The organism is Streptomyces tyrfis (genome assembly GCF_037034285.1).
Lineage (GTDB): Bacteria > Actinomycetota > Actinomycetes > Streptomycetales > Streptomycetaceae > Streptomyces.
In genome coordinates this window covers 47,622-61,592 of record NZ_JBAGJZ010000022.1, presented here as the reverse complement: position 1 = coordinate 61,592, position 13,971 = coordinate 47,622, and the positions used below count along the sequence as shown (strand labels likewise).

The following is a 13,971-nucleotide window of genomic DNA, read 5'->3' as shown; positions in this document are numbered from 1 at the left end:
GTGTGCGCTCGTCCGGTGCTGTTCCGCCGCGGCCTAGCCGGGGGGCCACTGCATGCCGCGGCCGCCCAGGACGTGGGCGTGCGCGTGGAACACGGTCTGGCCCGCGCCGGAGCCGGTGTTGAAGACGACCCGGTACCCGGTGTCGACGATCTTCTCGTCGGCGGCGACGTTCCCCGCCTCGCGCAGGACGTCGGCGGCGACCTGCGGCGCGGCGGCGGCGAGCGCGGCGGCGTCCGGGTGGTGGAGGCGCGGGATCACGAGGACATGGGTGGGCGCCTGGGGGTTTATGTCCCGGAAGGCGACGGTGGTCTCGGTCTCCCGGACGATGGTCGCCGGGACGTCGCCCGAGACGATCTTGCAGAACAGGCAGTCGGGCTGCGGCTCTCCCGCCATGGGGGGTCGGCTCCTCGGTCGGTGGCGATCGTTGTACGGCATGGTATCGGGGCGCCCGGGACCGCCCGCGGGGCCGGTGCGGTCGCGGGCGGTCCGGTGCGACGGACCGGCGGCCGGACCGTGTGCACGGTCCGGCGGGGAGCGCTACTCCCCCGGCCGCCGGGGCGCGCGCTTGGCCGGGGTCTCGGCCAGTGACGCCAGCGCGAGCCGGATCGCCTCGTCCAGCTGCGGGTCGCGTCCCGCCGCGTGGTCCTGCGGCGTCGTCACGACCTCGACGTCGGGGTCGACCCCATGGTTCTCCACGCCCCAGCCGAGGTTCTCGAACCAGAAGGCGTACTTGGGCTGGGTGACCAGCGTCCCGTCGACGAGGGTGTACCGGCTGTCGATGCCGACCACGCCGCCCCAGGTGCGGACGCCGACCACCGGACCGATGCCCAGCGCCTTGATCGCGGCGTTCACGATGTCGCCGTCCGAGCCGGAGAACTCGTTGGCGACGGCGACCACCGGACCGCGCGGCGCGTCCCCGGGGTAGCTGTACGGCTGCATGTCGCGCGGCACGTCCCAGCCGACGATGCGCCGGGCGAGCTTCTCCACGATCAGCTGGGAGGTATGGCCGCCGCGGTTCTCCCGGACGTCCACGATCAGCCCCTCGCGGGCCACCTCCACGCGCAGGTCGCGGTGGAGCTGCGCCCAGCCCGAGCCGACCATGTCGGGGACGTGGAGGTAGCCGAGGCGTCCGCCGGACCGCTCGTGGACGTACGCCCGGCGGTCGGCGACCCAGGCGTGGTAGCGCAGCGCCTCCTCGTCGGCGACGGGCACCACGACGACATGGCGCGGGTCGCCGCCGTCCACCGGGGAGACGGTGAGCTCGACCGGCTTGCCGGCCGAGCCGGTGAGCAGCGGTCCGGGCCCGGTCAGGGGGTCGACCGGGCACCCGTCGACGGCCAGGACCGTGTCCCCGGCGCGCACCGCGACCCCGGGGGCGGCGAGCGGCGAGCGGGCCCGCGGGTCGGAGGTCTCGGACGGCAGGACGCGGTCGATCCGCCAGCCGCCCTCGTCCGTACGGGAGATGTCCGCGCCCAGCAGCCCCTGGCGGGTGGCCTCGTCGCGCCACCAGCCGGGGGGCGTCACATAGGCGTGCGAGGTGCCGAGTTCGCCCTGCACCTCCCACAGCAGGTCCATCAGGTCGTCGTGGGTGGCGACGCGCTCCAGCACCGGGCGGTAGCGGTCGAGGACCCCGTCCCAGTCGACGCCGCCCATGTCGGGGCGCCAGAAGTTGTCCCGCATGATGCGCCCGGCCTCGTCGTACATCTGGCGCCATTCGGCGGCCGGGTCGAGGGTGCGGCGGATCCGGGAGAGGTCGACGGTGACGGCGTTGTCGCCGTCGTGGTCGTCGTCCCCGGCCGGGACCCGGCTGTCGGACGGCACGACGCGCAGCTTGCCCCGGGTGTGCAGGACCAGGCGCCGGCCGTCGCCGCTGACCGCGAAACCGCTGACGTCGGAGGCGAGTTCCTCGCAGTGCGGCTTCTCCAGGTCGTACCGCTCCAGGACGGTCTCGGGCTCCCGGGAGTCGGGGGTGGCGCCGCTGGTGCCGAGCACCCCGGTCACCGGGTGGCTCAGCCAGAGCAGCCCGTCCTTCGCGGCGCGCAGCGAGGAGTACCGGCCCGCTTCGACGGGCACCGGCACGATCCGGTCGGCGAGCCCTTCGAGGTCGATGCGGGTCACGGGCAGCGCGGTCGGGTTGTCCTCGCCGTCCCCGCCGCCCTTCTCCTTCTCGGCCGGGCGGCCGTGGCGCTGCGGCCCGAACGGGGAGGGCGTGGTGGCGGCGAGCGTCATCAGGTACGGGCGGCAGGCGCCGATGAACGCCAGGTCGAAGACGTGGGCGTCGTAGACCGGGTCGAAGGAGCGCTCGGAGAGGAACGCCAGGTGCTTGCCGTCGGTGGTGAACGCGGGGGCGAAGTCGCGGAAGCGGAGCGGGGTGGCCTCGGCCACCGACAGGTCGGCGAGGTGCGCCAGCTTGAGCTGCCGGAGCGGATCGGGTCCGGGGTGCGACCAGGCGAGCCAGCTGGAGTCGGGCGAGAAGACCAGGCCGGAGGCGTCGCCGTGTTCGCTGCGGTCCACCTCGTGGACCTCGCCGCTCTCCCGCTCGACGACCAGCACCCGCCCGTCGTGGGCGGCGACGGCGAACCGGCTGCCGTCCGGCGCGGCGGCGAGGCGGAGGACCCTGCCGAGGCGGCCCGCGGCGAGGCGGCGGGGCACCGCGCCGGGTGCGGCGCCGGTGGCGGGGGCGCACTCCAGGGCGTCCTCGCCCTCGGCGTCGGTGACCCAGACGACGTGCTGCTCGCCCTCGGCCTGGAAGGTGCGGGGCATCCGGGCCCGGACACCGGGTTCGGCGGCGAGGGCGCGGACCGGGCCGTCGCGGTGGGTGACCCAGTGGACGGCGCCCCGGGTGGCGACCGCGCTGCCGCGTCCGGTGCGGTCGGGGGACGCGGTCTCCAGGTGGCCGCCGGCGTGCACCGGGTGCGGCTGGAGGTCGGCGCGCTGGCCGCCGAGCCGGATGTCGAGGCGGCGCGGCTCGGCCCCCTCCAGGTCGTCCAGGAGCCGGAGCTCGCCGGCCGAGGCGTAGCAGACGCGGGTGCCGTCGGTGGTGGCGTGGCGGGCGTAGAAGCCGTCGACGCCGGTGTGGCGGCGCAGGTCCGAGCCGTCGGGGAGGGAGGAGTAGACGGCGCCGACGCCCTCGTGGTCGGAGAGGAACGCGATGCGCTCGCCCACCCACATCGGGGCCTCGATGTTGCCGTCGAGGTCCGCGTGGATCCGTATGAACTCCGCCGGTCCGTCGGCCGTTTCCGGCCGCTCGTCCCGTTCGATCCACAACTTGCCCGCGGTGCCGCCCCGGTAGCGCTTCCAGGCGGCGGCCTCGCGCCCCATGGTGGCCGAGAGCAGCAGGACCCGTCCGCCGGGCCCGTACGCGACGGAGCCGACCGGTCCGTACGGGAGGGTCCGGGCGGGTCCTCCGTCGACCGGAACGGCCCTGGCCCAGCTGCGGCGCAGCGACGCCTGCCCATGGGTGCTGATGGCCAGGACGTCGCCCTCCGGCGTCCAGCCCCGCACGGAGGTACGGGCGTCGCCCCAGTAGGTGAGTCGCCGGGAGGGGCCGCCGTCGACGGGTGCGACGTGCACCTCGGGGGCCCCGTCCCGGGTGGAGGTCCAGGCGATGCGGGTTCCGTCCGGGGATATCCGCGGCTGGGTGACGGGCCGGTTGTCGGCGCTGACGCGCCAGGCGCGGCCGCCGTCCAGCGGTGCCAGCCAGACGTCGTCCTCGGCGGTGAAGGCGATCAGATCGCCCTGGACATGGGGGTATCGGAGGTAGGCAGACTGCGTCACACCGATCACCCTAGGCCGCGGGCGTGTCCCGCGGTACCGGGTTGGCCGGAGTCCGTCGGACGCCCGAGGCCGCGGCGCTCACTTGTCCCAGGGCGTTTCGGTCACCGTGACGGTGACGGTGACGGCGGGCCGGGCGCCGCCGTGGCCGATGTCCCGGGGCGGGCGGGCCACGCCGAACGTCGGCCGGGCGTGGCAGTCGCCGAGCACATCCGTCCGGAACACGTCCCTGCCGCCGGCCCGCGCGGTCAGGTCGCCGCGCACGCACCGCCCGTCGAGCGCCTGGGTCACGCTGCCGCTGATCGTGACGTCCTGGCCGTCGGCGGTCCTCCCGGTGCAGTCGACGTGCCCGGAGCGGGGCGCGGAGAAGGCGGGCGAGGCGTTCGCCGCCCCGCCCCCCGGGACGCCGTCGACGCCGGCCGAGCAGCTCAGCCAGCGGACGTCGACGCCGTTGCTCCGCAGGGCGCTGGTGCCGGTGCGGTCGGTGGTGACGGCGATGGACGCGGAGTTCAGGCCACCTGCCGGGTCACAGGCGACGATCCCGGCGACCGCCGCGCCCGTGAGCGCGGACGCGGCCAGAAAACGACGGATTCCATGGCGGCGCCATGCCCTTGTTGTCCCCATACGGGCAGCTTCTCACCGTTCTCCCGTGGGACGGTAGACGGCTTGCGGGCGACTTCGGGGGTGGTACCGGCGCGCGGGAGGGCGCTCACGCCCAGCGGCCGGTGCGCCCCATCAGCAGGGCCGTCGCCGCGGTGCCGGCGGTGGAGGTGCGCAGCACGCTCGCGCCGAGGCGGCAGACGCGGGCGCCGGCCTCGGTGAAGACGGCGAGCTCGTCCGGCGAGACACCGCCCTCGGGGCCGACGACGAGCACGATCTCGCCCTGGGCGGGGAGTTGCACGGCGGCCAGCGGTTCGCCGGCGTAGTCGCGGTCCTCGTGCAGGACGGCGGCGAAGCCGGCCGTGCCCAGGAGCGCGGCGACCTGTTTGGTCGTCAGCGTGTCGGCCACCTCGGGGAAGCGCACCCGGCGCGACTGCTTGCCCGCCTCCCGGGCGGTGTTGCGCCATTTCGCGAGGGACTTGAGGCCGCGCTCGCCCTTCCACTGGGTGATGCAGCGGGAGGCCTGCCAGGGCACGATCACGTCGACGCCGGTCTCCGTCATCGTCTCCACGGCGACCTCGCCCCGGTCGCCCTTGGGCAGGGCCTGGACGACGGTGATCCGGGGCTCCGGCCGGGGTTCCTCGTGGACGCCGGACAGGTCGGTGACGAGGAGCCGGTCCTTGCCCTCGGCGGCGCCGACGACGCCTTCGGCCCAGTGTCCCTGGCCGTCCGTCAGCACGACGTCCTCGCCGGGCCGCAGCCGCTTCACCGAGACGGCGTGCCGTCCCTCGGGCCCGTCCAGGACGAACTCGGGCCCCTCGGGGACCCGTTCGACGACGAAGACCGGTGCGGTCACCGCGCCCTCCCCGCGTCCAGTGCCGTCCGGGCGGCGTCCAGTTCCTCGACGAGCAGGTCGACCAGGCGTCCGGCGGCCAGCTCGCGGGCCATCCGGTGGCCCTGCCCGGCCCACAGGGCCATGCCCTGGGCGTCCCCGGACGCGGCCGCCGCCTTGCGCAGTCCGGCGGTCAGGTAGTGGATCTGGGGGTAGGCGGCGGGGGCGTACGGCCCGTGCTCGCGGATGAAGCGGTTGACCAGGCCGCGGGCGGGGCGGCCGGAGAACGCCCGGGTCAGGGCGGTCCCCGCGAACAGCGGGTTGGTCAGCGCCTGCTTGTGCAGCGGGTTCGCCCCGGACTCGGGGCAGACCAGGAACGCCGTGCCCAGCTGCGCCGCCTGCGCGCCCACGGCGAGCACGGCGGCGATCTGGGAGCCGCGCATCAGCCCGCCCGCGGCGACGATCGGCAGGTCCACGGTCTCGCGGACCTGCGCCACCAGGGAGAGCAGGCCGATGCCGGTGCCGTCGGCCAGCGGGTCGTCGCGGTGGGTGGACTGGTGGCCGCCCGCCTCCACGCCCTGGACGCAGACCGCGTCGGCGCCCGCCCAGCGGGCGGCCTGGGCCTCCTCGGGCGTGGTCACGGTGACGACGGTGTACGTGCCGACGCCGGCGAGCGCGTCGAGGGTGTCGCGGGTCGGGCAGCCGAAGGTGAACGAGACGGCCGGCACCGGGTCGTCCAGCAGGACGGCGAGCTTGGCCTCGTAGCCGTCGTCGCCGCCGACGGCGTCCGGGTCGCCCAGCGGCGTCTCGTACCAGGCGGCCTCGCCGGCGAGCTGGTGCCGGTACACGTCGACGGCGCCCGGGTCGGCGAGGGCGGGCTGCGGCATGAAGAGATTGACGCCGAAGGGCCGCCCGGTCAGCGCGCGCAGCTGCTTGATCTCGTGGTACATGCCGTCGGCCGTCTTGTATCCGGCGGCGAGGAAGCCCAGTCCCCCGGCCTCCGAGACGGCGGCGGCGAGTTGCGGCCCGGAGGCGCCGCCCGCCATCGGGGCCTGCACGATCGGATACCGGCAGAGATCGGTCAACACGGATGACATGACCGCATCGTGTCACGTCCGGCACGCCCCCGCGTGCGCGGCCTGCGGTCCGGTCGGCCGCCGGCCGCGGCGCGGGCCCGTCGAGCGGGCCGGCCCCGCGGCCGGGCAGTGGTGCGTCGCGGCCGGTCAGCGGCCGTTGAAGGCGTCCTTCAGCCGGGAGAACAGGCCCTGCTGGCCGGGCTGGAACTGGCCGGTGGGCCGTTCCTCGCCGCGCATCTTCGCCAGCTCGCGCAGGAGCCGCTCCTGCTCCGCGTCGAGCTTCGTCGGGGTCATCACCTCGACGTGCACGACCAGGTCGCCGCGTCCGCCGCCTCTCAGATGGGTGATGCCGCGTCCGTGCAGCGGGACCGACTGGCCGGACTGGGTGCCGGGCCGGATGTCGACCTCCTCCAGGCCGTCGAGCGTCTCCAGCGGCACCTTGGTGCCGAGCGCGCCCGCCGTCATGGGGATGGTGACGGTGCAGTGCAGGTCGTCGCCGCGGCGCTGGAACACCGGGTGCGCCAGCTCGTGGATCTCCACGTACAGGTCGCCGGCCGGGCCGCCGCCGGGGCCGACCTCGCCCTCGCCCGCGAGCTGGATGCGGGTGCCGTTGTCGACGCCGGCGGGGATCTTCACGGTGAGCGTGCGGCGCGACCGGATGCGGCCGTCCCCGGCGCACTCCGGGCAGGGGGTCGGCACGACCGTGCCGAAGCCCTGGCACTGCGGGCAGGGCCGCGAGGTCATGACCTGGCCCAGGAAGGACCGGGTGACCTGGGAGACCTCGCCGCGGCCGCGGCACATGTCACAGGTCTGGGCGGAGGTGCCGGGGGCGGCGCCCTCCCCGCTGCACGTGGTGCAGACGACGGCCGTGTCGACCTGGATGTCCTTGGTGGTGCCGAACGCGGCCTCCGCGAGGTCGACCTCCAGCCGGATCATGGCGTCCTGGCCGCGCCGGGTGCGCGAGCGGGGCCCGCGCTGCGACGAGGTTCCGAAGAACGCGTCCATGATGTCGGAGAAGTTGCCGAAGCCGCCCTGTCCGAAGCCGCCCGCGCCGCCACCGCCGCCGGAGGCGGAGAGCGGGTCGCCGCCGAGGTCGTAGACCTGCTTCTTCTGCGGGTCCGACAGCACCTCGTAGGCGGCGTTGATCTCCTTGAACCGCTCCTGGGTCTTCGGATCGGGATTCACATCCGGGTGCAGCTCGCGGGCGAGCCTCCGGAATGCCTTCTTGATCTCGTCCTGGGACGCGTCGCGGCGTACGCCGAGTACGGCGTAGTAGTCGGTGGCCACTTACGACTCCGCCAGGATCTGTCCGACGTAACGTGCCACTGCGCGTACCGCTCCCATCGTTCCGGGGTAGTCCATGCGGGTCGGTCCGACCACGCCGAGTTTGGCGACCGCCTCGCCGCCAGAACCGTAGCCGACTGTGACGACGGACGTGGAGTTGAGCCCTTCGTGGGCGTTCTCGTGCCCGATGCGTACGGTCATGCCCGAGTCCGTGGCCTCGCCGAGCAGCTTCAGCAGCACGACCTGTTCCTCCAGCGCCTCCAGCACCGGCCGGATCATCACGGGGAAGTCGTGCCCGAAGCGGGTGAGGTTGGAGGTGCCGCCGATCATCAGGCGCTCCTCCGTGTCCTCGACCAGGGTTTCGAGCAGGGTGGAGAGCACGGTGGACACGGTCCCCCGGTCCTCGCTCTCGAAGGATTCCGGCAGGTCCTGCACCAGGTGCGGGACGTCCGAGAAGCGCCGTCCGACGACCCGGCTGTTGAGACGGGCCCGCAGGTCGGCGAGGACCGTCTCGCCCAGCGGGGCGGGGCAGTCGATCATGCGCTGTTCGACCCGGCCGGTGTCCGTGATCAGCACGAGCATCAGCCGGGCGGGCGCCAGCGACAGCAGTTCCACGTGCCGCACCGTCGAACGGGTCAGCGAGGGGTACTGCACGATGGCGACCTGCCGGGTCAGCTGCGCGAGCAGCCGCACGGTGCGGCTGACCACGTCGTCGAGGTCGACCGCGCCGTCCAGGAAGTGATGGATGGCGCGGCGCTCCGGCGACGAGAGCGGCTTGACGCCCGCGAGCCGGTCCACGAAGAGCCGGTAGCCCTTGTCCGTCGGGATGCGTCCGGCGCTGGTATGGGGCTGGGCGATGAAGCCCTCGTCCTCCAGCACCGCCATGTCGTTGCGCACGGTGGCCGGGGAGACCCCCAGCTTGTGCCGCTCGGTGAGCGCCTTGGACCCGACGGGCTCCTCGGTGCCCACGTAGTCCTGGACGATGGCGCGCAGCACTTCGAGTCTGCGTTCGCTGAGCATCGCGCGCACCTCCAGTAGGTGGTTTCGACGGCGTTCCCGGCCGTGCCCGGTTCCTTCCCCGGGAACCGCCTGGCACTCTGTCGGCGCGAGTGCCAGCAATCCCCCGGTCAGTGTACGGCGGCCGACCGGGGACCTAGCAAGGGCGACCGGCCGCGGTCGCGGGACCGCACGGCCGCTGCCGATAGCGTTGCGGCATGGACGCCTGTTGGGAAGAGTTCGGCTGGGAGCGACTCGGTCACGGTCTGGGCCGGCGCCGCCTTCCCGGGTGGGACGCGACCGTCGCGCTGGTGGCCGGGGCGGACGGGGTGCTGCTCTACGACACCGGGTCGACGCTCCGCGAGGGCGCGGAGATCCGGGACCAGGCGCGGGCGCTGCTGGGCCGGGACGTGACGCATGTCGCACTCGGCCATCCGCATTTCGACCATGTGCTGGGCGCCGCGGCGTTCCCGGACGCCGAGGTGTACGGGGCGGCCGGCCTGGCGGAGCTGCTGCGGTCCGGGGCGGCGGAGCTCCGCGCCGACGCGGTGCGCCACGGGGTGCCGGAGGCCGACGCGTCGGCGGCCGCCGACGCGCTGGTGACGCCGCGCCACGAGGTGCACGACGAACAGACGCTCGATCTGGGCGGCGGCCGCCGGGTGCTGCTGGCGGACCTGGGTCCGGCGCACAGCGGCCACGACCTGGTGGCGGTCGTGCCCGGCTCCCCCGCCGTGGTGCTCTGCGGCGATCTGGTCGAGGAGTCCGGCGAGCCGCAGGCGGGCCCGGACGCGGTCCCGTCCCGCTGGCCGGCCTCGCTGGACCGGCTGCTGGCGCTGGGCGGCGGGGACGCGGTCTACGTGCCGGGACACGGGGCGGTGGTGGACGCGGCGTTCGTCCGGGCCCAGCGCGACCGGCTGGCGGCGGCGCACGGGACGTCCGGCGGTCCGGGGAGCGGCGGGGTCCACGCCGTCTGAGGGGGCGGTGGGCGGCCCCCTCGGCGTGTCGCGGGCCGTTCGCGTCCTATCGTCGTCCGATGCGCAGCTACCAGCCGGACCTGACCCCGCCATGGAAGCGGTCCGCCCCCGTTCCCGAGGTCCCCGCCGAAGCCGATCTGGTCGTGGAGGAGGTCTCCACCGGGTTCTGCGGTGCGGTGATCCGCTGCGAGAAGACGGCCCAGGGGCCGACGGTGACCCTGGAGGACCGTTTCGGCAAGCACCGGGTGTTCCCGATGGAGCCACGCGGTTTCCTGCTGGAGGGCAAGGTGGTCACGCTGGTGCGCCCGGCGCGGTCCGCCGCTCCCGCGCGCCCGGCGCGCACGGCCTCGGGGTCCGTCGCGCTCCCCGGCGCGCGGGCCCGGGTGGCACGGGCGGGCCGGATCTATGTGGAGGGCCGGCACGACGCGGAACTGGTCGAGCGGGTCTGGGGCGACGACCTGCGGATCGAGGGCGTGGTCGTGGAGTACCTGGAGGGCGTCGACGACCTCCCGGCCGTCGTGCGCGAGTTCTCCCCCGGCCCGGACGCCCGGCTCGGGGTGCTGGTGGACCATCTGGTCCCCGGTTCCAAGGAGTCCCGGATCGCGGAACAGGTCTCGGACGCGGACGTGCTGGTGGTCGGCCACCCCTACATCGACGTGTGGGAGGCGGTGAAGCCGTCGTCCGTCGGCATCGCCGCCTGGCCGGCGGTGCCGCGCGGCCAGGACTGGAAGACCGGTGTGTGCCGGGCGCTGGGCTGGGAGGAGAACACCGGCGCGGCCTGGCAGCGCATCCTCTCCTCGGTGCGCTCGTACCGGGACCTGGAACCGTCCCTGCTGGGCTCGGTGGAACACCTGATCGACTTCGTGACGGCGCCGGAATCCGGCCCCTCCGGCGGCTGATCGGCGGGAGCGGGCGGGCGGCGGGGCCCGCCGCCGGTCGCACCCTCGCCCGCCGCCGGTCGCGCCCTCGCCCCGGCCGGCCGCCGGTCGCCCGCTCCACGGCCCTCGGTTCAGCGGGCCCCGGTCCGCCGGGTTCTCAGTCCACCAGGTCCCGCACCACCGCGTCGGCCAGCAGCCGCCCGCGCAGGGTGAGCACCGCCCGCCCCTCCCCGTACGGCCCGGGCTCCAGCAGCCCGTCCTCGACCGCGCGGCCCGCCGCGGCCAGCCCCGCCGGCTTCAGCAGGTCGAGCGGGCAGCCGTCCACCAGGCGCAGTTCCAGCAGGATCCGTTCGACCCGCCGGTCCTCGGCGGAGAGGATCTCGCGGCCGGCGCCGGGCGAGCGCCCCTCGGCCAGCGCCTGCGCGTACGCCCCCGGGTGCTTCACGTTCCACCAGCGCACGCCGCCGACATGGCTGTGCGCCCCGGGGCCGGCGCCCCACCAGTCGGCCCCGCGCCAGTACAGCTCGTTGTGCAGGCAGCGACCCTCGGGGGTGCGGGCCCAGTTCGACACCTCGTACCAGGAGAAGCCCGCCGCGGTCATCGCCTCGTCCGCGATCAGATAGCGGTCCGCGTGGACGTCGTCGTCGGTCATCGGGACCTCGCCGCGCCGGATGCGGCGGGCCAGCCCGGTGCCCTCCTCGACGATCAGCGCGTACGCGGACACATGGTCCGGGCCGGCCCCGATCGCGGCTTCCAGCGAGGCCCGCCAGTCGTCGTCGGACTCGCCGGGGGTGCCGTAGATCAGATCGAGGTTGACGTGCTCGAAGCCCGCCGCGCGCGCCTCCGCGACGCACTCCTCCGGCCGTCCGGGGGTGTGCGTGCGGTCCAGGACCTTCAGCACGTGCCGCCGGGCGCTCTGCATGCCGAAGGAGATCCGGTTGAAGCCGCCCTCCCGCAGTTCCGCGAGATACGCCGGACCGACGGATTCCGGGTTGGCCTCGGTGGTGATCTCGGCGTCGTCCGCCAGACCGAACTCGTCGCGGACCGCCGCCAGCATCCGGACCAGGTCGGCGGCGGCCAGCAGGGTCGGCGTGCCCCCGCCGACGAAGACCGTGCGGACCGGGCGCGGGTCGTCCCCCAGGACCTCGCGGGCCCGGCGGACCTCGGCGATCAGATGGGCGGCGTAGTTGTCCCGGGAGGCCAGCGCGCCGCCGGAGCCGCGCAGCTCGGTCGCGGTGTAGGTGTTGAAGTCGCAGTAGCCGCAGCGGCTCGCGCAGTAGGGCACGTGCAGGTAGAAGCCGAGCGGCCGGCCGACGGCGCCTTCCAGGGCGTGGCGGGGCAGCGCCCCGTCGTCGGGCACGGGTTCACCATCGGGCAGTACGGAAGGCATACCGCCATTGTCACCCGCCCGCCGGAACCGTCCGGCCATGCCCATGACGCACGCGCCTGACGGACGCCCTGGCGGAGACCCACGACGAAGGGCCCGACGACCGGCACGAACGGGCACGGCAGGCGGTGGGGGCGCCGGGCCTGACGGGCCGGCCGGGCCCCCGCTCAGCCCGCCTGGAGCACCAGCAGGGCCAGGTCGTCGTCGGGCGGGCGCTCGGCGAACTCGTGCACGGCCCGCTTGATCCGTTCCGCGATGCCGTCCGCCGACAGACCGGCGCAGTCGGCCAGGGCGCGGGCCAGGCCGTCCCCGTCGTCGAACATCAGCGCCCCGGAGCGCCGCTCGGTCACGCCGTCCGTGACGCACAGCAGGCTGTCGCCGGGCGCCAGCTCGAAGCTCTGGCTCTCGTAGGCGACGTCGTCGAAGATCCCGAGCAGCATCTGCGGCTCGGCGGCCGGGCGCACCTCGCCGTCGGGCCGCAGCAGCAGCGGCAGCGGGTGGCCGGCGCTGGCCAGGGTGCAGCGCACCCCGCCGTCCGGCAGCGGCACGAGTTCCCCGTACAGCAAGGAGAGGAAGCGGGACTGCCCGGTGTCCGCGGTCTGCTGGCCGCCCGCCGCCGCCACCATGAGCGCGGCGGCCTCGGCGGCCTCCATCGCGTCGTCGAGGAGCAGCCGGTTGAGCCGGTCCAGGACCTCGCCGACGCCGAAGCCCTCCCGGGCCAGCAGGCGCAGCCAGGGCCGGGCGAGGCCGGTGACGACGGCGGCCTCGGGGCCGCTGCCCTGGACGTCGCCGAGGACGAAGCACCAGCGGTCGCCGGGGCACGGGAAGATGTCGTAGAAGTCGCCGCCGACGACCCCGTCGTCGCTGGGCTCGTACACCAGTGAGCTGGTCACCCCGGGTATGTCCGCGACCTTGCCGGGCAGCAGCGCCCGTTGCAGGATGCGGCTGATGGTGGCCTGCCGGGTGTAGGCGCGGGCGGCGCCGACGGCGAGGCCGACCCGGCGGACGAAGTCCTCGATCAGGGTGGTCACCTCGCCGGGGACACGGCCCGTGCCCTCCCGGCCGAGGAGTACGGCGCCGAGGGCGCGCCCGCCCGAGGTGACCCGGTAGGCGAGGGCGGATCCGTCGGGCACCCGTGGCTCCGTCTCCTCCTCCTCGGCCCGGGGCCAGGGCAGGCAGACGGGTCCGGTGCCCACCCGTTCGGGCAGCCGGATCGGGTCCTGTTCGAGCACCGCGCGCAGCGTCGCGGTCTCGGTCTCGTCCCGGTGCCAGACGCTGGCGAGCCGGGGGACGGCCGAGGGGCCGCCGTTCTCCGGTTCCAGCCAGATCGCGCACCAGTCCGCGAGCCTGGGGACCAGTAACTGCCCGGCGAGCGCCGCGACGATGTCCTCGTCGAGCTGTCCGGCCAGCAGGTCGGACGCCTCGGCGAGGAACGACAGCGCGCCGCGGCCGGCCCAGTCCGCGTCGTCGCGCAGGGCGCGCCGGGCGGTGGGGGCGAGCAGTTCGGCGGCGCGCAGCCCCTGCTGGAATCCGGGCTCGGCGGACGGGTCGGGGAACGGGTTCCAGTCGTCGACGGGGAGCCGGGCCCAGACGGTCTTGTGGCCGGTGCGGTAGGTGATGCCCCAGCGCTCGGCGAGGGCGCCGACGAGCTGGAGTCCGCGCCCGTACTCGGCGGGATCGGCGGGGGCGGCGGTCCCGTCGCCGTCCGCCGGCCGCTCGCCGCGCACGGCACGGGCGGGGTGGCGGTCGGAGACCTCCAGCACCACGGCCGCGGCCTCGTCCTCGGTGGCCGTCTCCAGCCGGCACAGCAGCTCGACGTCGGTTCCGGCGTGCACGACCGCGTTGGTGACCAGTTCGCTGGCGACGACGGAGGCGTCGTCGGCCAGGCGCTCGCTGAAGCCCACGGCGGCGGGCAGTCCCAGCCCGGTCCACTCGGCGAGCGCGGCCCGCACGAACCGTCGTCCTGCGGAGGGGGCGAGGAGGTTTCCGGGCAGAGACGTACGGGCGACCGGGCGCTGATCCGCACGGCCGACGGTGATACCGGGACGCTGGACGATGTCCCGCTGCAAGGGAACGGACCCCACGGTGCAGCTCCTGACCTGTTCTCGCTCTGGCTGTTCTCGTTGCTGTCTGTTGGCTGTCTGTTCTCGGTCTGTATTCGCTCGGTGCC

At 74.8% G+C, this 13,971-nt stretch carries 11 protein-coding genes; 2 read left to right on the top strand and 9 right to left on the bottom strand.

From position 1 onward, the window contains the following. Positions 1-33 precede the first annotated feature (33 nt). The 7 genes from WA762_RS18540 to hrcA form a co-directional block, all read right to left on the bottom strand. Positions 34-393, bottom strand: a complete 360-nt coding sequence (locus tag WA762_RS18540; RefSeq protein ID WP_335936945.1) for a histidine triad nucleotide-binding protein — start codon at positions 391-393, stop codon at positions 34-36. A 144-nt stretch (positions 394-537) separates the two neighbouring features. Then, a complete protein-coding gene (locus WA762_RS18535) occupies positions 538-3,777 on the bottom strand; it encodes a S41 family peptidase (RefSeq protein WP_335936944.1) in 3,240 nt (1,079 codons plus the stop codon). Between the two features lie 78 nt (positions 3,778-3,855). Then, complete coding sequence (locus WA762_RS18530; protein ID WP_335936943.1) at positions 3,856-4,398, bottom strand: hypothetical protein; 543 nt, start codon at positions 4,396-4,398, stop codon at positions 3,856-3,858. An 85-nt stretch (positions 4,399-4,483) separates the two neighbouring features. After that, positions 4,484-5,230 carry a 16S rRNA (uracil(1498)-N(3))-methyltransferase gene (locus tag WA762_RS18525; RefSeq protein WP_335936942.1) on the bottom strand — a complete coding sequence of 249 codons (747 nt, stop codon included), beginning with the start codon at positions 5,228-5,230 and terminating at the stop codon, positions 4,484-4,486. Continuing rightward, positions 5,227-6,303: a nitronate monooxygenase gene (locus tag WA762_RS18520; protein WP_335936941.1), complete on the bottom strand. Its 1,077-nt coding sequence runs from the start codon at positions 6,301-6,303 to the stop codon at positions 5,227-5,229. Before WA762_RS18520 ends, WA762_RS18525 begins: the two co-directional genes overlap by 4 nt. 126 nt (positions 6,304-6,429) lie before the next feature. After that, a complete protein-coding gene (gene dnaJ, locus WA762_RS18515) occupies positions 6,430-7,569 on the bottom strand; it encodes a molecular chaperone DnaJ (protein ID WP_335936940.1) in 1,140 nt (379 codons plus the stop codon). Continuing rightward, positions 7,570-8,586, bottom strand: a complete 1,017-nt coding sequence (hrcA, locus tag WA762_RS18510) for a heat-inducible transcriptional repressor HrcA (RefSeq protein ID WP_335936938.1) — start codon at positions 8,584-8,586, stop codon at positions 7,570-7,572. It abuts the gene before it with no gap. 194 nt (positions 8,587-8,780) lie between these two features. On the opposite strand from hrcA, the gene WA762_RS18505 reads away from it, so the two are divergent. Further along, positions 8,781-9,536, top strand: coding sequence for an MBL fold metallo-hydrolase (locus WA762_RS18505; protein WP_335936936.1), 756 nt, complete (start codon positions 8,781-8,783; stop codon positions 9,534-9,536). A 59-nt stretch (positions 9,537-9,595) separates the two neighbouring features. Further along, positions 9,596-10,435 carry a DUF3097 domain-containing protein gene (locus WA762_RS18500; RefSeq protein ID WP_335936935.1) on the top strand — a complete coding sequence of 280 codons (840 nt, stop codon included), beginning with the start codon at positions 9,596-9,598 and terminating at the stop codon, positions 10,433-10,435. Positions 10,436-10,571: 136 nt separating this feature from the next. On the opposite strand, the gene hemW is transcribed toward WA762_RS18500, so the two are convergent. Next, on the bottom strand, positions 10,572-11,804 hold the full coding sequence (hemW, locus tag WA762_RS18495; protein ID WP_335936934.1) for a radical SAM family heme chaperone HemW: 1,233 nt from the start codon (positions 11,802-11,804) through the stop codon (positions 10,572-10,574). A gap of 164 nt (positions 11,805-11,968) precedes the next feature. Next, positions 11,969-13,870 carry a SpoIIE family protein phosphatase gene (locus WA762_RS18490; protein ID WP_443080626.1) on the bottom strand — a complete coding sequence of 634 codons (1,902 nt, stop codon included), beginning with the start codon at positions 13,868-13,870 and terminating at the stop codon, positions 11,969-11,971. Between the last annotated feature and the right edge of the window lie 101 nt (positions 13,871-13,971).